19 protein-coding genes are annotated in these 20,926 nt (G+C 72.1%); 16 read left to right on the top strand and 3 right to left on the bottom strand.

Going from position 1 to position 20,926, the window contains the following annotated elements:
• Positions 1-290 precede the first annotated feature (290 nt).
• The 9 genes from FHP08_RS09265 to FHP08_RS09305 all read left to right on the top strand — a co-directional run bounded on the left by FHP08_RS09265 (position 291) and on the right by FHP08_RS09305 (position 8,561).
• Positions 291-1,013: a MotA/TolQ/ExbB proton channel family protein gene (locus FHP08_RS09265; protein WP_147704160.1), complete on the top strand. Its 723-nt coding sequence runs from the start codon at positions 291-293 to the stop codon at positions 1,011-1,013.
• 14 nt (positions 1,014-1,027) lie between these two features.
• On the top strand, positions 1,028-1,462 hold the full coding sequence (locus tag FHP08_RS09270; RefSeq protein ID WP_147704364.1) for an ExbD/TolR family protein: 435 nt from the start codon (positions 1,028-1,030) through the stop codon (positions 1,460-1,462).
• Positions 1,459-2,634 carry a tetraacyldisaccharide 4'-kinase gene (gene lpxK / locus FHP08_RS09275; protein ID WP_147704161.1) on the top strand — a complete coding sequence of 392 codons (1,176 nt, stop codon included), beginning with the start codon at positions 1,459-1,461 and terminating at the stop codon, positions 2,632-2,634. The genes FHP08_RS09270 and lpxK overlap by 4 nt, the downstream gene beginning before the upstream one ends.
• Positions 2,552-2,752 (top strand): Trm112 family protein, encoded by a 201-nt coding sequence (locus FHP08_RS09280; RefSeq protein ID WP_147704162.1) that lies wholly within the window; start codon positions 2,552-2,554, stop codon positions 2,750-2,752. The genes lpxK and FHP08_RS09280 overlap by 83 nt, the downstream gene beginning before the upstream one ends.
• Positions 2,752-3,561: a 3-deoxy-manno-octulosonate cytidylyltransferase gene (gene kdsB / locus FHP08_RS09285; protein ID WP_147704163.1), complete on the top strand. Its 810-nt coding sequence runs from the start codon at positions 2,752-2,754 to the stop codon at positions 3,559-3,561. The genes FHP08_RS09280 and kdsB overlap by 1 nt, the downstream gene beginning before the upstream one ends.
• Positions 3,562-3,675: 114 nt before the next feature.
• Complete coding sequence (gene adk / locus FHP08_RS09290; RefSeq protein WP_147704164.1) at positions 3,676-4,329, top strand: adenylate kinase; 654 nt, start codon at positions 3,676-3,678, stop codon at positions 4,327-4,329.
• Between the two features lie 119 nt (positions 4,330-4,448).
• Positions 4,449-6,536 (top strand): sodium-translocating pyrophosphatase, encoded by a 2,088-nt coding sequence (locus FHP08_RS09295; RefSeq protein ID WP_147704165.1) that lies wholly within the window; start codon positions 4,449-4,451, stop codon positions 6,534-6,536.
• A 4-nt stretch (positions 6,537-6,540) separates the two neighbouring features.
• Positions 6,541-7,305 (top strand): 3-hydroxyacyl-CoA dehydrogenase, encoded by a 765-nt coding sequence (locus FHP08_RS09300; RefSeq protein ID WP_147704166.1) that lies wholly within the window; start codon positions 6,541-6,543, stop codon positions 7,303-7,305.
• A 116-nt stretch (positions 7,306-7,421) separates the two neighbouring features.
• Positions 7,422-8,561: an aminotransferase class V-fold PLP-dependent enzyme gene (locus tag FHP08_RS09305; protein ID WP_147704167.1), complete on the top strand. Its 1,140-nt coding sequence runs from the start codon at positions 7,422-7,424 to the stop codon at positions 8,559-8,561.
• 7 nt (positions 8,562-8,568) lie between these two features.
• Here FHP08_RS09305 and FHP08_RS09310 read toward each other — a convergent pair whose 3' ends face one another.
• Positions 8,569-9,393, bottom strand: a complete 825-nt coding sequence (locus FHP08_RS09310) for an enoyl-CoA hydratase/isomerase family protein (protein ID WP_147704168.1) — start codon at positions 9,391-9,393, stop codon at positions 8,569-8,571.
• Between the two features lie 101 nt (positions 9,394-9,494).
• On the opposite strand from FHP08_RS09310, the gene FHP08_RS09315 reads away from it, so the two are divergent.
• Genes FHP08_RS09315 through FHP08_RS09335 form a run of 5 tightly spaced genes read left to right on the top strand, consistent with a single transcriptional unit; the run spans position 9,495 to position 15,936 of the window.
• On the top strand, positions 9,495-10,265 hold the full coding sequence (locus tag FHP08_RS09315) for a class II aldolase/adducin family protein (protein WP_147704169.1): 771 nt from the start codon (positions 9,495-9,497) through the stop codon (positions 10,263-10,265).
• A gap of 48 nt (positions 10,266-10,313) precedes the next feature.
• Positions 10,314-10,937: a peptidase associated/transthyretin-like domain-containing protein gene (locus tag FHP08_RS09320; RefSeq protein WP_147704170.1), complete on the top strand. Its 624-nt coding sequence runs from the start codon at positions 10,314-10,316 to the stop codon at positions 10,935-10,937.
• Between the two features lie 5 nt (positions 10,938-10,942).
• Positions 10,943-12,109, top strand: coding sequence for an efflux RND transporter periplasmic adaptor subunit (locus FHP08_RS09325; RefSeq protein ID WP_147704171.1), 1,167 nt, complete (start codon positions 10,943-10,945; stop codon positions 12,107-12,109).
• Position 12,110: 1 nt separating this feature from the next.
• The gene (locus FHP08_RS09330) at positions 12,111-15,188 is read left to right on the top strand and encodes an efflux RND transporter permease subunit (protein ID WP_147704172.1); all 3,078 of its coding nucleotides are present in this window, start codon (positions 12,111-12,113) and stop codon (positions 15,186-15,188) included.
• A gap of 4 nt (positions 15,189-15,192) precedes the next feature.
• Positions 15,193-15,936, top strand: coding sequence for an NUDIX hydrolase (locus tag FHP08_RS09335; RefSeq protein ID WP_225879084.1), 744 nt, complete (start codon positions 15,193-15,195; stop codon positions 15,934-15,936).
• A 47-nt stretch (positions 15,937-15,983) separates the two neighbouring features.
• On the opposite strand, the gene FHP08_RS09340 is transcribed toward FHP08_RS09335, so the two are convergent.
• The gene (locus FHP08_RS09340; protein WP_147704173.1) at positions 15,984-17,348 is read right to left on the bottom strand and encodes an amidase; all 1,365 of its coding nucleotides are present in this window, start codon (positions 17,346-17,348) and stop codon (positions 15,984-15,986) included.
• A 41-nt stretch (positions 17,349-17,389) separates the two neighbouring features.
• Between FHP08_RS09340 and FHP08_RS09345 the strand changes: the two genes are divergently transcribed.
• Positions 17,390-19,294, top strand: a complete 1,905-nt coding sequence (locus tag FHP08_RS09345) for a gamma-glutamyltransferase family protein (RefSeq protein ID WP_147704174.1) — start codon at positions 17,390-17,392, stop codon at positions 19,292-19,294.
• Complete coding sequence (locus tag FHP08_RS09350) at positions 19,294-19,572, top strand: KTSC domain-containing protein (protein ID WP_187272238.1); 279 nt, start codon at positions 19,294-19,296, stop codon at positions 19,570-19,572. Before FHP08_RS09345 ends, FHP08_RS09350 begins: the two co-directional genes overlap by 1 nt.
• On the opposite strand, the gene FHP08_RS09355 is transcribed toward FHP08_RS09350, so the two are convergent.
• Positions 19,458-20,861, bottom strand: a complete 1,404-nt coding sequence (locus FHP08_RS09355) for an MFS transporter (protein ID WP_147704176.1) — start codon at positions 20,859-20,861, stop codon at positions 19,458-19,460. The two genes, FHP08_RS09350 and FHP08_RS09355, sit on opposite strands and share 115 nt — an antisense overlap.
• Positions 20,862-20,926 lie beyond the last annotated feature (65 nt).

The following is a 20,926-nucleotide window of genomic DNA, read 5'->3' on the forward strand; positions in this document are numbered from 1 at the left end:
CGTGCGTTTTGACTGGCGACACGGATTGCGCTAAACGAATGCCCATAAGTTGTTGATTGCCATGGCGTTTTCCGGTGCGAACCTTTTGGGCAGCGGCCGGAAACCGCGCAGATTCGCGATCCCCACATATTATCCAGCGCTTTCTTCACAGAGTTGTCCACAGCTTCTGTCGATAAGGCGGCCAGTCGGTCCGGCACGACCGACGGCGCTTGCGGCCGTGGTTCGAAAACGCGGACAATTGCGGGCCTGAGCCCCCGCCGACGCTCGTCGCTCGGCACCTGGAGATCGAATTGCTGTCCCTGATCGAGGCGGCCGGTTGGCCGATCTGGTTCCTGATCGTCACCTCGGTGGCGGCCGTTGCGCTGATCATCGAGCGCGGCCTGGCCTTGCGCCGCGCCAAGATCCTGCCCGCCGGCCTGCTCGAGGAGCTGACCGGACTGCGTGGCGCGGTGCCGGTCACGCCGGAGCTGCTCTCGCGGCTGTCAGCCAGCTCGCCGCTCGGCCGCGTGCTGGCGGCCGGCGCCCGCCACGAGGCCGGCGGCCGAGCGCGGATGAAGGAGGCCATGGAGGATGCCGGCCGCGCCGTCGCCCATGACCTCGAGAAATACCTGTCGGGGCTGGGCACCATCGCCACCGTCGCGCCGCTCCTGGGCTTGTTCGGCACCGTGGTGGGAATGATCGAGATCTTCGGCGCGCAGGCGCCCGGCGGCACCAACCCCCAGCAGCTCGCCCACGGCATCTCGGTGGCGCTCTACAACACCGCCTTCGGCATCCTGATCGCGATCCCGGCGCTGATCGCCTACCGGCATTTCCGCGCCCGGGTCGACGGTTACCTGACGGACATGGAGCAGCAGGCGCTTCGCCTGGTCGACCTGGTGGCCGCCGAGCCAGCGCCCGGCGCAGGCGGGCCGCCGGCCGACGCCGAGGTCCGCAAGCCGGTCCGCCGCGCGACGCCCCGTCCCGCCGCCGAGCGCGCCAAGACGAGCCCCGCCGCGCCGAGCCCCACCGCATGATCGGCCGCCGCGCGATGAGCTTCCACCCGGGCCGCCGCCGGGAGGATCCGGAGATCAACTTCATCCCGCTGATCGACCTGCTGCTGGTCATCCTGATCTTCCTGATGGTCACCACGACCTACTCGAAGTTCACCGAGCTGCAGGTCGACCTGCCGAGCGCCAACGCAGACCAGGCTGCCGAGCGGCCGGCCGAGATCGTGGTCGCGGTGGCGGCCGACGGCCGCTACCTGCTCGATGCCGGCACGCCGCAGGTGCTGGCGCCCGAGGCGCTGGTCGCCGAGCTCGTGCGTGCGGCGCGCGGCCAGCGCGAGCCCGTGCTGGTCATTCATGCCGACGCGGGCGCGCGCCACCAGTCGGTCGTGGCCGTGCTCGAGGCGGCCCGCCAGGCCGGGATCGCGCGCGTCACCTTTGCCGCCCAGGGCGGCGCCACGGGCGGCGGCGCGCGTTGATCCGCGGGCGGCTCGAAGCCGCGCTCCGGGCGCTCTGGTTCGACCCTGCCCCGCCGGCTGCGCTGCGCGCGGCCGGTTTGCTGCTCGCCCTCCTCACGCCGCTCACCGCCCTGGCCGCCGCGCGCCAGCGGCGCGCGATCGTCGCGCTCCCCGCGCCGCCGGTGCCGGTGCTGGTCGTGGGCAACCTGGTGGTGGGCGGCGCGGGCAAGACGCCGCTGGTGGCCGCCATCGTCGAGGCGCTGGCCGCACGCGGCTGGCATCCGGGCATCCTGGCGCGCGGCCACGGCGCGCGGCGCGCGGACGCCCGGCTGGTCGCCCCCGACGACGATCCCGAGAGCGCGGGCGACGAGCCCCTTCTGCTCGCGCAACTCACCGGCCGCCCGGTCGCCGCAGGGCGACGGCGCGCCGAGGCGCTCGCCGCCCTGCTCGCGGCGCATCCGGAGGTCGATGTCGTGGTCAGCGACGACGGTCTGCAGCACGCGGCGCTCCCGCGCAGCGTCGAAGTCGCGGTCTTCGACGCGCGCGGCGCCGGCAACCGCCGCCTGCTGCCGGCGGGCCCGCTGCGCGAGCCGCTGTCGCATCTCGGCGGGATGCACGCGATCGCGATCAACGGTGCGTCCGCCCTGGCCGGCGACGGGCTGGCTGGTGGCCCGGTTGCCGGGCAGGCAGGTTCGCCCCCGCCGCGCGCGTTTCGCTTCGACGTGCTGCCGGAACGCTTCGTGCGGGTGGGCAACGAGGACGAACAGCTCGACCCGGCGGGCTTTCGCGCGCGAGTCGAGGCTGCCTGCGGCGCGGCCGACGCGCCCGGCTGCCTGGCCGCGGTGGCCGGGATCGGCGCCCCGGAACGCTTCTTCGCGTCGCTCGCCTCGCTCGGCCTGCCGCCCGCGCTGTCGCACACGCCCGGCGACCACCGACCGCTCACCCGCGAGGCGCTGCGCGCGATCGATGCCCGCTTCGTCGTGATGACCACCAAGGACGCCGTAAAATGCCGGGCTTGGGCCGACGACCGCTGTTGGGCGCTGCAGGCGTCCGCGCGGCTCGATCCGGCATTCGTCGACTGGCTCGACAACGCACTGCGCGAGACGAAACTTGGACGCACGCCTGCTCGACATCCTGGTGTGCCCGATCTGCAAGGGCCCGCTCAAACTCGAACGGGGCGGCACGGCGCCTGACGTCGCGCCGCTCGACGGCGAACTGGTCTGCAAGCCCGACCGGCTCGCCTTCCCGATCCGCGACGGCATCCCGGTGATGCTGGTCGACGAGGCCCGCCGCATCGAACAGGCCGATTGATGGGTGCCGCGCTCGCCCCCGGCGACAGCGCTTCCGGTCGTCCGCGCCGCGCGCAGCCTGACTTCGTCGCGCTGATCCCGGCGCGCCTGGCCTCGACCCGCCTGCCCGACAAGCCGCTCGCCGACATCGGCGGACAGCCGATGGTGGTGCGGGTGGCCGAGCGCGCCCGCGCAGCCGGCGCGCAACGGGTGGCGATCGCCACCGACAGCCAGCGCATCGCCGAGGCGGTGCGCGCGGCCGGCCACGAGGCGGTCATGACCGCCGCCGACCATCCTTCGGGCACCGACCGGCTGGCCGAGGCCGCCCGCCTGCTCGGCCTGGCAGCCGACACGATCGTCGTGAACGTGCAGGGCGACGAGCCGCTGATCCCGCCGCCGCTGGTCCGCTCGGTGGCCGCGCGGCTGGCGGCCTCGCCCGACGCAGCCATCGCCACCGCCGCCCACCCGATCCACGATCCCGAGGACTGGCGCAACCCGAACGTGGTCAAGGCGGTGCTCGACCGCGAGGGCCGCGCCCTGCTGTTCTCGCGCGCCGCCATCCCCTTCGATCGCGACGGCAGCGCGCCGGTGCCGGCCTGCGCGCTGCGGCACATCGGCCTGTACGCCTACCGGGTCGGCTTCCTGCTCGCCTATCCCGCGCTCGAGCGCGCGCCGATCGAGGCGCTGGAATCCCTCGAGCAACTGCGCGCGCTCTGGCACGGCTACCGGATCGTCGTCGAGGTCACCGACGAGCAGCCGCCACCGGGCGTGGACACGCCCGCCGACCTGGATCGCGTCCGCCGCATCGTGTCGGGCGGACACCCAAATTGACCGTCCGTCGCCTTTGACGGTACGCTTCCCGGGCTTTCGCGACCCGGCCCGCGCAGCGGCGCGCCACGGGCCTTCTCGCGCCGTCCAACACCAGGTCCTACACCAGGTCACTTCATGCGTCTGATCCTCCTCGGCCCGCCCGGCGCCGGCAAAGGCACGCAAGCTGCCTTCATCACGAAGAAATTCGGCATCCCCCAGATCTCGACCGGCGACATGCTGCGCGCCGCGGTCAAGGCGGGCACCCCGCTGGGGCTGGAAGCCAGGAAAGTGATGGACGCCGGCGGGCTGGTGTCCGACGACATCATCATCGGCCTGGTCAAGGACCGACTGCAGCAGCCCGACTGCCAGGCCGGCTACCTGTTCGACGGCTTCCCGCGCACGATCCCGCAGGCCGAGGCGATGAAGAACGCCGGCGTGCGGCTCGACTACGTGCTCGAGATCGACGTCCCCGAAGAAGACATCATCGAGCGGATGAGCGGGCGCCGGGTCCACGCGGCCAGCGGGCGCACCTACCACGTGCGCTTCAACCCGCCCAAGGTCGCCGGCAAGGACGACGTCACCGGCGAAGACCTGATCCAGCGCGACGATGACCGCGAGGAAACCGTACGCAAGCGCCTCGAGGTCTACCGGGCGCAGACCCGCCCGCTGATCGACTACTACGGCGGCTGGGCGAAGACCGGCGACCCGGCCGCGCCGCAGTACCGCCGCATCTCGGGCCAGGGTTCGGTCGAAGCGATCACCGCGCGCGCGCTGGCCGCGCTCGCGTAGACTCTCGTCGGATTCCCGGGGCCGGAGACTCCCCGTCCCCGGGAAGGCGCCCGAACCGCGCCGACACGATTTCCGTTGCTGCTGTTCCGATATCAAAACGACTTCTTGGGGGTGACAACATGACAGCGACTTCAGCGAGCCTCTGGTTCGCTCTCGTCTGCGGCCTGGCCGCGGTGATCTACGGGATCGTGTCGAGCCGATGGATCCTCGGCCTCGACGCCGGCAACGCGCGGATGCAGGAGATCGCCAGCGCGATCCAGCAGGGCGCGCGCGCCTACCTGAACAAGCAGTACCGCACGATCGGCCTGGTGGGCATCGTGCTCTTCGTCGCGATCTGGGCGCTTCCCGGGCTGGGCATGGCCACCGCGATCGGCTTCGCGATCGGCGCGATCCTGTCCGGCGCGGCCGGCTACATCGGCATGAACGTGTCGGTGCGCGCCAACGTGCGCACCGCGCAGGCCGCCACCCAGGGCCTCGGACCGGCCCTCGACGTGGCCTTCCGCGGCGGCGCGATAACCGGCATGCTGGTGGTCGGCCTGGGCCTGCTGGGCGTGGCCGGCTACTACGGCGTGCTGATGGGCAGCGCGCCGCACGGCCTGGACAAGGTCGGCTCGCTGCACGATGTGCTCAAGCCGCTGATCGGCCTGGCCTTCGGCTCCTCGCTGATCTCGATCTTCGCGCGGCTGGGCGGCGGCATCTTCACCAAGGGCGCCGACGTGGGCGCCGACCTGGTGGGCAAGGTCGAGGCCGGCATCCCCGAGGACGACCCGCGCAACCCGGCGGTGATCGCCGACAACGTGGGCGACAACGTCGGCGACTGCGCCGGCATGGCGGCCGACCTGTTCGAGACCTACGCGGTCACGCTGATCGCCACGATGCTGCTGGGCTCGCTGATGGTCAGCGGCGCCGAGCTGCAGGCGGTGGTCTACCCGCTGGCGCTGGGCGGCATGTCGATCATCGCGTCGATCATCGGCGCGATGTTCGTCAAGGCCAAGCCGGGCACGACCAACATCATGGGCGCGCTCTACAAGGGCCTGATCTGGGCCGGCCTGATCGCCACGATCGCCGCCTGGCCGATCACCCGCTGGATCTTCGGCGATGTCGATCTCTCGCGCGCCGGGACCTCGGTGATGAACCTGTGGCTGTGCGTGGTCGTGGGCATGATCCTGACCGGCCTGATCGTCTGGGTCACCGAGTACTACACCGGCACGCAGTTCAAGCCGGTGCGCTACGTGGCACAGGCCTCCACTACCGGCCATGGCACCAACATCATCGCCGGCCTGGCCGTGTCGATGAAATCCACCGCCTGGCCGGTGATCCTGGTCTGCGCGGCAATCATGGCCTCGTACTGGCTGGGCAACCTGTACGGCATCGCGATCGCCGCCACGTCCATGCTGTCGATGGCCGGCATCGTCGTGGCGCTCGATGCCTACGGCCCGATCACCGACAACGCCGGCGGCATTGCCGAAATGGCCGAGCTGCCCTCGTCGGTGCGCGACATCACCGACCCGCTCGACGCGGTGGGCAACACCACCAAGGCGGTCACCAAGGGCTACGCGATCGGCTCCGCGGGCCTGGCGGCGCTGGTGCTGTTCGCCGACTACACGCACGCGCTCGAGTCCCAGGGCATGAAGGTGTCCTTCGACCTGTCGAACCACATGGTGATCATCGGCCTGTTCATTGGCGGCCTGGTCCCCTACCTGTTCGGCGCGATGGCGATGGAAGCGGTGGGCCGCGCGGCCGGCGCGGTGGTCGAGGAAGTGCGCCGCCAGTTCCGCGAGATCAAGGGCATCATGGAAGGCACGGCCAAGCCCGACTACTCGAAGGCGGTGGGCCTGCTCACCGGAGCGGCCATCAAGGAGATGATGATCCCCTCGCTGCTGCCGGTCGTGGTGCCGATCCTGGTTGCCGTGTTCCTCGGCCCCGAGGCGCTCGGCGGCGTGCTGATGGGCACGATCGTGACCGGCCTGTTCGTCGCGATCTCGATGTGCACCGGTGGCGGCGCCTGGGACAACGCCAAGAAGTACATCGAGGAAGGCAACCATGGGGGCAAGGGCTCCGAGGCGCACAAGGCCGCGGTCACCGGCGACACGGTCGGCGACCCCTACAAGGACACTGCAGGCCCGGCCGTGAACCCGCTGATCAAGATCATCAACATCGTGGCGCTGCTGCTGGTGCCGCTGATGGGCGTGCTGCACGGAGGCTGAGGCAATGCATGTGAAGGGCAAGGTCGTCATCGTCACCGGCGGCGCATCGGGGCTCGGCGGCGCAACCGCCCAGCGGATCGTCGAGCTGGGCGGCAAGGTGCTGATCGCCGACGTCAACGACAAGCTGGGCGCGGAGTTCGCGGGGCAGCTCGGCGCGGCCGCGCGCTTCGAGCGCTGCGACGTCACCGCCGAGGCCGACGCGCAGGCGGCGGTGGCTGCCGCCCTCGAGATGGGCGAGCTGATCGGGCTGGTCAACTGCGCCGGCATCGGGCCGCCGTGCAAGACGGTCGGCAAGGACGGCCCGCACCCGCTCGACCTGTTCGCGAAGGTCGTCCAGATCAACCTGATCGGCAGCTTCAACATGCTGCGGCTCGCCGCCGCGGCCATGGTGAAGAACACGCCGAACGCCGAAGGCGAGCGCGGCGTGATCGTGAACACCGCGTCGGTGGCGGCCTACGACGGCCAGATCGGCCAGGCCGCCTACGCGGCCTCGAAGGGCGGAATCGTGGGCATGACGCTGCCCGTCGCCCGCGACCTGGCCCGCGACGGCGTGCGCGTGGTCACGATCGCGCCGGGGCTCTTCCTCACGCCGCTGCTGCAGAGCCTGCCGAAGGAAGCCCAGGAGTCGCTCGGCAAGCAGGTGCCCTTCCCCTCGCGGCTCGGACGGCCGAGCGAGTATGCGGCGATGGTCGAGCACATCTTCGCCAACGTGATGCTGAACGGCGAGACCATCCGGCTCGACGGCGCGATCCGCATGGCGCCGCGCTGAGCCCGCCGCGGGGCGGCGCGCCGCGCGCCCTCGTCCATAGCCGGGCCGATGGCCCGGCTTTTTCTTTGGGGGTATGCTCCGGCCAACAACGACGGACAACCCATCGAGGAGTCGCCATGCCCGGCCTGCGTCCCGACGTCGATCCCGACGGCCTGCTCGAATACTCGGTCGTGTTCACCGACCGCGCGCTCAACCACATGTCGCAACGCTTCCAGGGCGTCATGCGCGACATCTCGGGGGTGCTGAAGGCGGTCTACCGCGCGCATTCGGCGGTGGTGGTGCCGGGCAGCGGCACCTTCGGCATGGAGGCGGTCGCCAGGCAGTTCGCCACCGGCAAGAAATGCCTGGTGATCCGCACCGGCTGGTTCAGCTACCGCTGGTCGCAGATCTTCGAGATGGGCGGGATCCCGTCCGAGGCCATCGTGCTCAAGGCGCGCCCGGTCGCCCCCGGCCGCAAGGCCGCCTTCGCGCCGCCGCCGATCGACGAGGTCGTCGCCACCATCGCCCGCGAGAAGCCCGACCTGGTGTTCGCGCCGCACGTGGAGACCTCGGCCGGCATGATGCTGCCCGACGACTACCTGAAGCGCGTGGCCGACGCGGTGCACGCGGTGGGCGGCATGTTCGTGCTCGACTGCATCGCCTCCGGCGCGGTGTGGGTGGACATGAAGGCCACCGGCGTCGACGTGCTGATCAGCGCCCCGCAGAAGGGCTGGAGCGGCTCGCCCTGCTGCGCCTTCGTGATGCTCGGCGAAACCGCGCGAGAGCGCATCGAGGCCACCGCCAGCACCAGCTACGCCTGCGACCTGCGCAAGTGGCTGCAGATCATGGAGGCCTACGAGAAGGGCGGCCACGCCTACCACGCCACGATGCCCACCGACGCCCTGGCCAGCGTGCGCGACGCGATGCTCGAGACCCGGCGCTACGGCTTCGACAAGGCGCGCGCCGACCAGCTCGAACTGGGCAGCCGGGTGCGGGCACTGCTCGCCGACCGCGGCTTCCCGAGCGTGGCCGCGGCGGGCTTCGAAGCGCCCGGCGTGGTCGTCGGCTACACCGACGATCCGGAAATCCACTCGGGCAAGCGCTTCCTGGGCCTGGGCCTGCAGACCGCCGCCGGCGTGCCGCTGCAGTGCGACGAGCCGGCCGATTTTCGCACCTTCCGGATCGGATTGTTCGGGCTGGACAAGCTCGGCAACATCGATCGCACGGTCGCGCACCTGGAACGGGCGCTGGCCCAGGCAGCGCAGGCGGCGGCCTGAGGATTCGTCACACGCTCCGGCCCTCGGCGCGCGCTCCGGGCCGGCTGCGCCGCAAGGCGGCCTGGCGCGCCGCCCGCGACTCCTCGCTGGCCGCGGCCAGCGCGATCTGGTCGTGCGCCATGTAGCCGGCCGCGTGGTTAAGGACCGTGGCCGCCGCGTTGACCGACTCCTTGCTCATCCGCACGACGGCCGGCGGCATCGACAGCGCGCGCGCCGCCACCTCGCGCGCCAGCGCGAGCGCGCCGCCGCTGGGCGCCGTGTAGTCGAGCAGGCCGAGCGCCAGCGCCTGCGGCGCCGCGAAGCGCTCGCAGAGGATGGTCAGCCGCTTGGCCTTCGCCGGGCCGAGCAGGTTGACCAGCCGCGGGATGGTGCCCCAGGTCAGCGGAATGCCGAGCGAGATCTCGGGCAACGACACGAAGGCGTCTTCCCCCGCAACGCGCCAGTCGCAGGCCAGCGCGAGCGCCAGCCCGCCGCCGACCGCATAGCCCTCGATCGCGGCGATCGTGATCTGCGGGATCTCCTCCCAGGCCCGGCACAGCCGGTAGCCGGTCGCGGTGATGCGGCGCCGCTCCGAGATCGACAGCGAGGCGTCGGCCCAGGTCCGCGCGTCATCCAGGTCGGCGCCCGCCGAAAAGAAACGCGCGGCGCCGGTCAGGATCACCGCGTCCACGTCGTCGCGTTCGGCGAGCTCGCGCGCAACTGCGATCAACTCGCGCATCAGCCGGCTGGAGAGCGCATTGCGCGCGGCCGGCCGGTCGAGCGTGACCACGGCGCAGCGATCGGCCACTTCCAGCTTCAGGTTCTCGTAGCCTGCGGGCACCGTCTCCTCCATCGTTCGAACCTCGTTCCGATCGAGAGACTAACCCAGGGCGGCAGCGACGGACCACGCCCCTATACTCGGGGCTCGCCATCCCCTTTCGAGGAGCAACACCGATGTCCGTCCATTCCCTCGCCGCCGCGCGCATCGCGGATCCCGTGCAACTGGCCAGGCTCCATCTGGCGGCGGCGCTGCGTCTCGCCGTCCTGCACGAGCTCGACGAGGGCATCGACAATCACTTCACCGTCGCCGTGCCGGGCCAGGAGGACCGCTACCTGATCCTGCCCTTCGGCCTGCACTGGTCCGAGGCGCGCGCCAGCGACCTGGCCGTGTTCGACGAAGCGGGCCGCACGATCGAAGGCCAGGGCGTGGTGGAACTTTCGGCACGCTGCATCCACGCGCCGATCCACCGCCTCTGCGGCGCGAACGTCGTGCTGCACACCCACCAGACCTGGGCGCTGGCGCTGAACATGCTGCAGGACAACAGGCTGCTGCCGACCAGCCAGACGGCGGCCTTCTTCGACGGCCGCATCGTCTACGACGACGGCTACAACGGGCTCGCCGACACGCTCGCGGAGGGCGAGCGCCTGGCCGGGCTGCTCGGCGCCGACAAGCACACCGTGTTCATGAAGAACCACGGCGTGCTGGTCGTCGGCGACACGGTCGCTCAGGCCTACCGTCGTCTGTACCGGCTCGAACGCGTCTGCCGCGCACAGCTGCTCGCGATGGGCTCGGGCCAGCGATTGCAGGTGCTGCCGCCCGAGGTCGTCGCCCGCGTGCAGGCGCCGAATCCCGACAATACGCACTCGCTGGCGGAACGCGAGCGCCTGTTCTTCGAGGCGATGATGCGGGTGCTCGACCGCGAGCTGCCCGGCTACGCCGACTAGACCGCGTTCGACCCGCCGCCCGCCAGCACGAAAGGAGGCCCCTACGCCATGAAAGCACGCACGCTCCCGGAGACTCGCCCGGTCCGGCACGCTCGTCCGCGCCGGAACGTCCGATCGTTCGGGAAGGCCCGCACCCTGTCGGCCCTCGCGCTGGCCGCCGCGCTCGCCGGCTGCGCCCTGCCGCCCCTCGGGCCGTTCGGACCGTCCGAACCCGCGCCGGGCGGCACGGTCTACCGGATCGACACGCCCTACGACGACACGCTGGCGGCCCGCCTGCTCGCCAACGGCCCGAACACCGTCACCGGCAGCGCGTCGGTCCGCCAGCGCAACGGCACGGTGGTCACCTGCGCCGGCCAGCCGGTATTCCTGGTGCCCGCCACCGACTACGCCCGGATCCGCGTACGCGCGCTGTACGGCAGCGACGAGCGCGGCGCGAGCCTGGACGGCCGCAGCTACCGCTTCGATCCGGACCCGCCCGAGTACGCGAAGCTGGTCAGGCAGGCCCAGTGCGATGCCAACGGCAGGTTCCGCTTCGATCGTGTCGCCAGCGGCACCTTCTTCCTGACCGCGGTGGTCCGCTGGCAGGAGGGCGAGCGCCGCGCCGGCGGCTCGCTGATGCAGCGGGTCACCACCGGCGGCGGCCGAACGGTCGACCTCAAGCTCGCGCGTTGAGCCCGATGACAGCTTCCCCGACCGACCGCCGCCCGCGCACGAAGTGGCGCTTCTGGCTGGTCCTCGCCACGCTGTCGGCCGCCGCCGTGGCGGCGTCGCTGATGTACCCGGACGTCGACCTTCGCGAGATCCGCAAGCTGCTCGGGCTGCGCGGCCAGGCGGCACCCGCCGGTGCGCCCGCCGGCGAGCGCGCCGACGGCAAGCCGCCGGCCCCGCTCGCGCCGGTCACCGTCGAAACCGCCCGCGTGCAGGTCCAGCCGCTGGTCGAGTCGATCCGCGCGGTCGGCAGCCTGCTGCCCGACGAGGCCGTCACCGTCACCACCGAGATCGCGGGCCGCATCGAGCGGATCGCATTCCGCGAGGGGCAGCGCGTCGCCGCGGGCGATCTGCTGGTGCAGCTCGACGCGTCGGTCCTGAAGGCCGAGCTGGCCCGCAGCCGCTCCGAGCTCACGCTCTCGCGCGCCAACAACGAGCGCTTCGCCAAGCTGGCCCGCGAGGGCATGGCCTCGCCCCGCTCGCGCGACGAGGCCCTGGCCGCATTGCAGGCCGCCGAGGCAGGCATCGCGCTCGCCGAAGCCCGGCTGGCGAAGACCACGATCCGCGCGCCGCTGTCCGGTGTCGTGGGCCTTCGATCGGTCAGCGCCGGCGCCTACGTGGAGCCCGGCGAGGCGATCGTCGAGCTCGCCGACACCGACCCGATGAAGCTCGATTTCCGGGTGCCGGAACTCGCGCTGCCGGCGCTGCGCAACGGCCAGCAGGTCAACGTGACGATCGACGCCCTGCCCGGCCGGCGCTTCGAGGGCACGGTCTACGCCATCGACCCCATCGTGGAAGTCGGCGGCCGCGCGATCCGGCTGCGGGCGCGGATTCCGAACCCGAAGGGCGAGCTCGCGCCCGGGCTGTTCGCGCGCGTGGAGATCGTCGTGGACCGGCGCGAGCGGGCGGTCCTGATCCCCGACTCGGCGGTGTTCGCCCGAGGCGACAAGCGCTACGTGTACCGGGTCGTCGACGGCAAGGCGCGGCTGACCGAGATCGGACTGGGCGTGCGACGCCCGGGGCGCGTCGAGGTGCTGGCTGGCCTGTCGGAAGGCGACACGGTGGTGACGGCCGGCCATCAGCAACTGCGCGATCAGGCGCCGGTCGACGTGGCCGCGCCCCGCGCCGGGGCCTGAAGTGAACCTGTTCGAGTTCTTCATCAAGCGGCGGGTCTTCTCGACGGTGCTCAGCCTGGTGATCGTGCTGGTCGGGCTGGTGTCCTACACGCGGCTCACCGTGCGCGAGTATCCGAACATCGACCAGCCGATCGTCTCGGTGCGCACCAACTACCTCGGCGCCAGCGCCGAGATCATCGAGACCCAGGTCTCCCAGGTGCTCGAGGGCTCGATCGCCGGCATCGAGGGGATCGAGGCGCTGACCTCGAGCAGCGAGGCCGAGCTGAGCCGGATCACGGTGCGCTTCCGGCTGGGCACCGACCCCGACGTCGCGGCGAGCGACGTGCGCGACCGCGTGTCTCGGGTGCGCGGCCGCCTGCCCGACGAGATCGAGGAGCCGGTCATCGCGAAGGTGGAAGCCGACGCGCAGGCGATCATCTACATCGCGCTGACCAGCGACCGCGCGCCCACGGTCGAGATCTCCGACTATGCCGATCGCTACGTGCGCGACCGGCTCCAGACCCTGCCCGGAGTGGCCGAGGTCCGCATCTTCGGCGAGCGACGCTACGCGATGCGGATCTGGCTCGATCGCGCCCGGCTGGCCGCCTACGAGCTGACGGTGCAGGACATCGAGGACGCGCTGCGCCAGCAGAACGCCGAGGTGCCCTCGGGCCGGATCGAAGGCCCCGACACCGAGTTCACCGTGCTCTCGCGCACCGGCCTGGCGACGCCCGCGCAGTTCCGCGAGATCGTGGTGAAGGACGCGAAGGGCTTCGCGGTGCGCCTGGGCGACGTCGCCTCGGTGGAGCTCGGGCCGCAGGACGAGCGCCGGATCACCCGCTACAACGGCCAGCAGTCGGTGATCCTGGGCATCGTCAAGCAGGCGACCGCCAACCCGCTGGACATCTCGAACGAGATGCGCGCGGTCCTGCCGCAGCTCGAGCGCGACCTGCCACCGGGCATGAACGTGGCGATCGCCTACGACAGCTCGGTGTTCATCGACCGCTCGATCGCGGCGGTGTACACCACGATCGCCGAGGCGGTCGTGCTGGTGGTGCTGGTGATCTTCCTGTTCCTGCGCACGGTTCGCGCGACGATCATCCCGCTGGTCACGATCCCGGTCTCGCTGATCGGCGCCTTCGCGCTGATGCAGATGCTCGGTTTCTCGATCAACACGCTCACGCTGCTTTCGATGGTGCTGGCCATCGGCCTGGTGGTCGACGACGCGATCGTGGTGCTCGAGAACATTCATCGGCACATCGAGGAAGGCATGAAGCCGATGAAGGCGGCGATCACCGGCATCCGGGAGATCTCCGGCGCGGTCGTCGCGATGACGCTGACGCTCGCCGCGGTCTACGCGCCGGTCGCCTTCGCGCCGGGCCGCACCGGCGGGCTGTTCGCCGAGTTCGCGCTCACGCTGGCCGGGGCGGTCGTGGTGTCGGGCTTCGTCGCGCTGACCCTGTCGCCGATGATGTGCTCGCGGCTGCTGAAGGAGCACGAGACGCACGGGCGCCTCTACAACGCGCTGGAGCGGCTGCTGGTCGGCATCACCGCCGCGTACCGCAGGGTGCTGGCGACCAGCCTGCGGATGCGCCCGGCGGTCGCGCTCGTGGCGCTGCTCGCCGCCGGCGCGAGCGGGCTGCTGTTCTCCACGCTGAAGTCCGAGCTCGCGCCGCTCGAGGACCGCGGCGTGATCTTCACCTCGGGCAATGCGCCGGAAGGCTCCACGATCGATTTCACCAGCCGCTACATCGGCCAGCTCGAAGACCTGCTGGACCGCGTTCCGGAAGTGGCGAACTCCTTCGTGATCGTGGGCTCGCGCGCGGTCACCGAGCTGATCTCGTTCTCGCGGCTCGTTCCATGGGAAGAGCGCGAACGCACGCAGATGGACATCGTCGAGTCGATCCGTGGCGGCCTGTCGCGCATCGCGGGCGTGCGGACGTCGGCGAACAACCCCGGCTCCTTCGGGCAGAGCGCGCGCAACCGGCCGATCGAGTTCGTGATCCAGACTTCCGACAGCTACGAGAAGCTCGACCAATACGTGTCGCAGGTGCTGGCCGAAGCCGCGGCCTGGCCGGGCCTGGTCAACGTCGACAGCGACCTGAGGCTCAACAAGCCCCAGGTCCAGGTCGAAGTCGACCGCGAGCGGGTCGCCGACACCGGCGCGAGCGTGCTGGCCGTCGGCCGCACGCTGGAAACGCTGCTCGGCGGACGCCAGGTCACCCGATTCAACCAGAACGGCGAGCAATACGACGTGATCGTGCAGGTGGCACCCGACGAGCGCCGCACGCCCGGCGCGATCGAGGACATCTACGTGCGCAGCCGGAACGGGTCGATGATCCAGCTGTCGAACCTGGTCCGCCTCGAAGAGGGCGTCGCGCCGAAGGAGCTCAACCGCTTCAACCAGTTCCGCTCGGCGACCATCACCGCGAACCTGGCCCCCGGCTACTCGCTCGGCGAGGGCCTCGCCTTCCTCGAGCAGACGGTCGAGCGGATCCTGCCTCCCACGGTGCGCTACGACTACGCCGGCCAGTCGCGCGAGTTCCGCGAGGCGGGCTCCAGCCTGCTGTTCGTGTTCGTGCTCGCGCTGGTCTTCATCTACCTGGTGCTGGCGGCACAGTTCGAGAGCTTCGTCGACCCGCTGATCATCCTGCTGACCGTGCCGCTGTCGATGGCCGGCGCGCTGGCCGCGCTGCACCTGACCGGCGGCACGCTGAACATCTACAGCCAGATCGGCCTGATCACGCTGATCGGCCTGATCAGCAAGCACGGGATCCTGATCGTGCAGTTCGCCAACGCGCTGCAGGACTCCGGGCGCGGCAAGCTCGAGGCGGTCATCGACGCCGCGGTGTTGCGGCTGCGGCCGATCCTGATGACCACCGGCGCGATGGTGGCCGGCGCGATCCCGCTGGCGCTCGCGCAAGGCGCCGGCGCGGCCAGCCGCCAGGAAATCGGCTGGGTCATCGTCGGTGGCATGAGCCTGGGCACGGTGCTGACGCTGTTCGTCGTGCCGGCCGCCTACACGCTGCTCGCCCGTGACCGGTCGCGCGAGGCGGCGGCCGTCGCCTCGCGCTCACAGGCGGGCGCGGCAGCGCGCTGAGGCCATGCCCGGCCCCGTCGACATCATGACCGCCGACATCGCCTGCGAGGCTTCGCTGCGCCGCCGGATCGCCGCGCAGCTCGCGTCCTTCCCGCTGCTCGGGCCGGCCGCTCCGGCAGGGCAGCCGCAGCCGCAGCCGCAGCCGCAGCCGCATCCGCATCCACATCCGCTTCGCCGCGCCGCGGTCGCGGTCGCGATCGTCGAGGAAGGGCACGGCGCCGACCTGCCCGGCATGCCGTCGCACCCGCGCTGGAGCAATCGCGCCGCGCTGCTGCTCACGCGGCGCTCCTTGCGGCTGCGCAGCCATGCCGGCCAGTGGGCGCTGCCCGGCGGGCGGCTCGACGAAGGCGAGAGCGCCGAGCAGGCGGCGCTGCGCGAGCTTCACGAGGAGGTGGGTCTCGCGCTCGACGCAGGCGCGATCCTGGGCCGGCTCGACGACTACGTGACGCGCTCGGGCTACGCGATCAGCCCGGTGGTGGTGTGGGCCGGCGAAGCGCGCCGGCTGGCGCCCAATCCGGACGAGGTCGCCAGCGTTCACCGGATACCGGTCGCCGAGTTCATGCGGAAGGACGCCCCGCTGCTGGATCGTGTCGCGGGCGGCGAGCACCCGGTCTTGCGGATGCCGGTCGGCGACAACTGGATTGCCGCCCCCACCGCCGCGGTGCTCTACCAGTTCCGCGAAGTGTGCATCGCCGGCCGCGCCACGCGGGTGGCCCACTTCGACCAGCCGGCTTTCGCCTGGCGGTGACGGCGACGGGCACCCTGGCGGCGCGCCGCCGCCGGGTCCCGGCGCAATCAGAAGCCCGCGGGCATCGGCGCCGATCCCACCAGCCCCTCGACCCAGCGACCCAGGGCCAGCAGGGAGGCATCGCCGTCGAAGCGGCCGACCAGTTGCAGGCCCGCCGGCAGCGGCGGCGTGCCGGCGCCATAGCCGTCGGCCACCAACCCCGCCGGGATGCTCAGCGCCGGCAGCCCGCACATCGAGAAAGGCAGCGTCTGGCCCAGCACCGCCTCGCGCACCGAGATCCGCCCGCCCTCGACCTCGACATCGGCCTGTCCGCGCAGCGGCGGCAGCGCGCCGGAGCTGGGCATCAGCATGGCGTCGCAGCCGGTCGCGATCGCGTCGAGCTCGGCGCGGATCCGGTCGCGCCGCTTCATGGCGTCGATGTAGTCGAGCGCGGAGAGCTTGCGGCCGGCCTCGAGCGGCGGCAGCACCAGCTCGGAGAAACCCTCGCCGCCCGCCTCGAGCGCGCGGCGGTGCACCCAGGCGGCCTCGGCCCGCACGATCGGCGTGTAGCAGTCGGTTGCGGTGGGCAACAGCGGCGTGGCCACGTCGACGATCTCGGCGCCGGCCGCGCGCAGGCTCGCGCAGGCGCGCTCGAAGTGCTCGCGCACCGCCGGCTGCAATCGCCCGCGCAGCCAGTCGGCCGGCACCGCGAAGCGCGGCTTGCGCGCCACCGCGCCGTGCGCCACGCTGCGCCGGGCCATGACCTCGAAGAGCCGCGCGCAGTCGTCGACCGAGCGGGCGAGCGGGCCGGCGTGATCGCAGGTCCAGGACAGGTAGAGCGCGCCGTCGAGCGGGATCGCGCCGAAGGTCGGCTTGAAGCCGGCCACGCCGCAGAAGGCCGCGGGAATGCGGACCGAGCCGCCGGTGTCGCTGCCGATGCCCGCCAGGCCGATCCCGGTGGCCACGCTGACGCCGGCGCCGCTCGACGACCCTCCCGCCTGGCGGGCAGGATCGAAGGGGTTCTTCACGTCGCCGGTCCAGCGGTTCTCGCCGGTGGCGCCGAGCGCGATCTCGTGCATGTTGGTCTTGGCGAAGATCACCGCGCCGGCCTCGCGCAGCCGCGTGACCAGGCCGGCCTCGGCGTCGGAAAGCTCGTGCAGCGGGGCGCGGGTGCCGCCCTGGGTCGGCATCCCGCGCACGTTGAACAGGTCCTTGATCGAGACTGGCACGCCGTGCAGCGGACCGAGCCGCGCGCCGGCCTTCGCCTGCGCGTCGCGCGCGCGCGCCTCCGCCAGGGCGGCGTCCCAGTCCGCGTGGGCGATCGGGTTCAGGTCGGACGCGCGCCGCGCCCGCTCGCGGGCCTGCTCGATCAGCGACTGGGCAGTGAGGGATTGCGCGGCAATGGCGGCAACGGTTTCGGCGATCTGGCTCATCGAGGGCGGGCTCCGGTTTTTCCAGCCGCTATTATGGGCCGGTGACCGGCCTGCCACGACTCCGACGTTTCGTTGCGCGCACGACGCTCGCCTCGGCGTTCGCCGCAGCCAGCCTCGCGCTCTCGCCGTCCGCGCTCGCCCGCGACGCGACGCCATCGGCGGGCGGCCCGATCCCGGCCGCCGCAGCCGCGGCCGCCCGACCCGAGGCCGCGACCGGCTTCGCCCCGCGCGACGCGGTCCACGGCCGCGGCTGGATGGCGGTCACCGCCAACCGCCACGCCAGCGACGCCGCCGGCGCGATCCTCGCCGCGGGCGGCAGCGCGCTCGACGCGGCGATCGCCGCACAGATGGTGCTGGGACTGGTCGAGCCGCAGTCCTCCGGCATCGGCGGCGGCGCCTTCCTGCTGCACTACCGCGCGCGCGACCGGCGCCTCGAAGCCTGGGACGGGCGCGAGACGGCGCCGGCGGCGGCCGACGAGAGGCTCTGGCTCGACGCTCGGGGCCAGCCGCGCCCTTTCTTCGAGGCGGTGGTCGGCGGTCGCGCGGTGGGCGTGCCCGGCCTGGTGCGGATGCTCGAGCGGGCCCACGCCCGTCACGGCCGTTTGCCCTGGGGCCGGCTGTTCGAGCCGGCGATCGCGCTGGCCCGCGACGGCTTTCCGGTGAGCCCGCGGCTGCATGCGCTGCTGGCGCGCGATCCCGCCCTGCGCGACGACCCCGAGGCCGCCGCCCTGTACTACGACGAGGCCGGCAAGGCGCGGCCGGTGGGGTACCTGCTGCGCAACCCGGCGCTGGCCGACACGCTGGCCCAGGTCGCGCGGCGCGGCAGCCTGGCGCTGCACGCAGGGCCCATCGCGCGCGCGATCGTCGACAAGGTGCGCAGCCACCCGAGCAATCCGGGGCTGCTCGGCGAGCACGACCTCGCCTTCTACCGGCCGGCGGTGCGCGAAGCCGTCTGCTTCGACCACCGCGCGCACCGCGTCTGCGGGATGCCGCCGCCTTCGTCCGGCGGGGTGACGGTGGCGCAGATGCTGAAGCTCTGGCGCGCAGCGCCCGCCCAGCTCACCACGCGGGGGGGCGACGGCCTCGACCCGGACGGCGCGCATCGCTTCGCCGAGGTCGGCAAGCTCGCCTTCGCCGACCGCGACCGCTACCTGGCGGACCCCGATTTCACGGCCCCCGGGCAAGGCTCGTCCGGCGACGCGATGCTCGTATCGGCGCTGCTCGACGACCGCTACCTCGCGCGCCGCGCCGCCGCGATCGGCGAACTGGCATTGCCCACGCCGGTCGCCGCGGGGCATCCGGCCGCGCTGTCGGGCCGGCCGCTGGCCGCGGCGCCATCGCCCGAACTGCCCTCGACCACCCACCTGTCGATCGTCGACCGGCAGGGCAACCTCGTGTCGATGACCTCGTCGATCGAGAGCGCCTTCGGCGCCCGGATCATGGTTCGCGGCTTCCTGCTCAACAACCAGCTGACCGACTTCTCGTTCGCGCCGAGCCGCGACGGCGAGCCGATCGCCAACCGCGTCGAGCCGGGCAAGCGGCCGCGCAGCTCGATGGCGCCCGCCATCGTCTTCGACCGCGCCACCGGTGCGCCCGCGCTGGTCATCGGCTCGCCCGGCGGTCCGCAGATCATCCAGTACGTGGCACGCAGCCTGATCGCGATCCTCGACGAGGGCGTGGACCCGCAGCGGGCGGTGTCGCTGCCCAACCTCGGCAACCGCAACGGCGTCACCGAGCTCGAGCGCGGCCGCGTTCCGGCCTCGCTCGCCGAAGCGCTGCGCAGGCGCGGCCATCGGGTCGAGTTCGTGGACATGACCAGCGGCCTGCACGCGATCGCGCTGGACTGCCGACCCCGTCTAGGGCAGGATCGCGCCTGCAGGCTCACCGGGGCGGTCGACCCGCGACGCGAGGGCGCGGTGGCCGCCGCCGGCACGGGAGGGCGATGATGGAAACGCGCAGGATCGGCGGCGGCCGGCTCGAGTCGGCCGGCTACGACGCGGGCGAGCAGCGGCTCGAGATCGAGTTCGTCGACGGTTCGCTGAAGGCCTTCAAGGCGGTGCCGGCCGAGGTCTGGCGCCGCTTCGTGGCCTCGCCGAACCCGGCGAGCTTCTACGCCGACCGGATCGAGGAGGAGTACGCCTTCGACGCCGGTCGAACGGCGGGCGACAGCGCCGCCCGCGCGAAGCTCGACTCGCTCTTCGGGCCGGGCCCGGCCAGCGACTGATCGCCGCGACCGGCCGGGGTCGCGCCGGCGCCGGGCCGCTCGTCGATCATCCAGGCCAGCGCCGCGGCGGCCAGCGCCAGCGCGATCGAGGCGAACCACATCACGTCGTAGGAACCGCTGGCGGCGTAGCTGCGCCCGGCGATCCAGACCCCGGTCGCGCTGCCGATCTGGTGGCTCAGGAACACGAAGCCGCCCAGCGTGGCCGCGTAGCGCAGGCCGAAGATCTGCCCGACCAGCCCCATCGTGAGCGGCACCGTGCTCAGCCACAGCAGGCCCATGCCCGCGGCGAACAGGTACAGCGAGCCGACCGAGATCGGCAGCACCAGCAGCAGGCCCACGAAGACCGCGCGCAGCGCGTAGACCCAGCCCAGCAACATCGTCTTGCTGTGCCGCCCGCCCAGCCAGCCCACCGCGAAGGAGCCGATCACGTTGAAGAGCCCGATCGTGGCGATCGCCATCGCGCCGTGCTTCGCCGCCAGACCGTTGTCGACGACGTAGGCCGGCAGGTGCAGCGTGATGAAGGCGAGCTGGAAGCCGCAGACGAAATAGCTGCCGGCCAGCAAGGCGAAGGGCTTGCGGCGGAAGGCGTCGCGCACCGCCACCCACAGCGAATGCCCGGTGTCGCCAGGGTGCGCCGCTGCGCCTTCGGCGGCTGCCGCCGCGCCCTGGCCGGCCGCCGGCCCGCCCTGCCCGGACTCGGGCAACGCGCCCCGTCCGTGCATGACGAAGGCCAGCGGCGCGATCAGCGCCGCCGCCATCGACATGATCAGCAGGGCCGCGTGCCAGTCGAACAGTTCGATCAGCAGATGGCCGGCGGGCACGACCAGGAACTGGCCGAGCGAACCGCCCGCGTTGGCCACGCCCAGCGCGGCGCTGCGCGCCAGCGGCGAGGTGGCCCGGCCGATCGCCGGCATGACCAGCGCGGAAGTGGTGCCGCCCTGCCCGATCCCGACCATCAGCCCGAAGAAGATCACCAGGCCGAATTGCGAGTCGACCCACAGCGTGCCGGCCAGGCCGACCGCGTAGACCAGACCGGCCAGCGCGATCGCGCGCGCCGCGCCGATGCGGTCGGCCAGCATGCCCATCAGCACCGCGCCGGCGCCCCAGGCGAGGTTCTGGATCGCGAAGGTGTTCGAGAAGAACTCTCGGCTCCAGCCGTGAGTGACCAGCATCGGCGGCATGAAGATGCCGGCGGTGGCGCGCACGCCCATCGACAGCAGCAGGATCAGGGCGCCGATCAGCACGACGCGCGACCACGCGCCGGCCTGCGCGTGAGAGGAAGGATTCATCTGGGTTCCGGACGATCGAGGGTCTCGAAGGGCGGCCCGCGACAGCAGGGCGGGCCGGCCTCGAC

Source organism: Zeimonas arvi, assembly GCF_008039575.1.
GTDB classification, from domain to species: domain Bacteria; phylum Pseudomonadota; class Gammaproteobacteria; order Burkholderiales; family Burkholderiaceae_E; genus Zeimonas; species Zeimonas arvi.

Excerpts from the sequence above, each read along its gene's own strand:
- FHP08_RS09295 (WP_147704165.1), top strand. The coding sequence starts at position 4,449 with ATGACAGCGACTTCAGCGAGCCTCTGGTTCGCTCTCGTCTGCGGCCTG.
- FHP08_RS09310 (WP_147704168.1), bottom strand. The coding sequence starts at position 9,393 with ATGGAGGAGACGGTGCCCGCAGGCTACGAGAACCTGAAGCTGGAAGTG.
- adk (WP_147704164.1), top strand. The coding sequence starts at position 3,676 with ATGCGTCTGATCCTCCTCGGCCCGCCCGGCGCCGGCAAAGGCACGCAA.
- FHP08_RS09355 (WP_147704176.1), bottom strand. The coding sequence starts at position 20,861 with ATGAATCCTTCCTCTCACGCGCAGGCCGGCGCGTGGTCGCGCGTCGTG.
- kdsB (WP_147704163.1), top strand. The coding sequence starts at position 2,752 with ATGGGTGCCGCGCTCGCCCCCGGCGACAGCGCTTCCGGTCGTCCGCGC.
- FHP08_RS09270 (WP_147704364.1), top strand. The coding sequence starts at position 1,028 with ATGAGCTTCCACCCGGGCCGCCGCCGGGAGGATCCGGAGATCAACTTC.
- FHP08_RS09350 (WP_187272238.1), top strand. The coding sequence starts at position 19,294 with ATGGAAACGCGCAGGATCGGCGGCGGCCGGCTCGAGTCGGCCGGCTAC.
- FHP08_RS09340 (WP_147704173.1), bottom strand. The coding sequence starts at position 17,348 with ATGAGCCAGATCGCCGAAACCGTTGCCGCCATTGCCGCGCAATCCCTC.
- FHP08_RS09320 (WP_147704170.1), top strand. The coding sequence starts at position 10,314 with ATGAAAGCACGCACGCTCCCGGAGACTCGCCCGGTCCGGCACGCTCGT.
- FHP08_RS09300 (WP_147704166.1), top strand. The coding sequence starts at position 6,541 with ATGCATGTGAAGGGCAAGGTCGTCATCGTCACCGGCGGCGCATCGGGG.
- FHP08_RS09315 (WP_147704169.1), top strand. The coding sequence starts at position 9,495 with ATGTCCGTCCATTCCCTCGCCGCCGCGCGCATCGCGGATCCCGTGCAA.
- FHP08_RS09325 (WP_147704171.1), top strand. The coding sequence starts at position 10,943 with ATGACAGCTTCCCCGACCGACCGCCGCCCGCGCACGAAGTGGCGCTTC.
- FHP08_RS09305 (WP_147704167.1), top strand. The coding sequence starts at position 7,422 with ATGCCCGGCCTGCGTCCCGACGTCGATCCCGACGGCCTGCTCGAATAC.
- FHP08_RS09335 (WP_225879084.1), top strand. The coding sequence starts at position 15,193 with ATGCCCGGCCCCGTCGACATCATGACCGCCGACATCGCCTGCGAGGCT.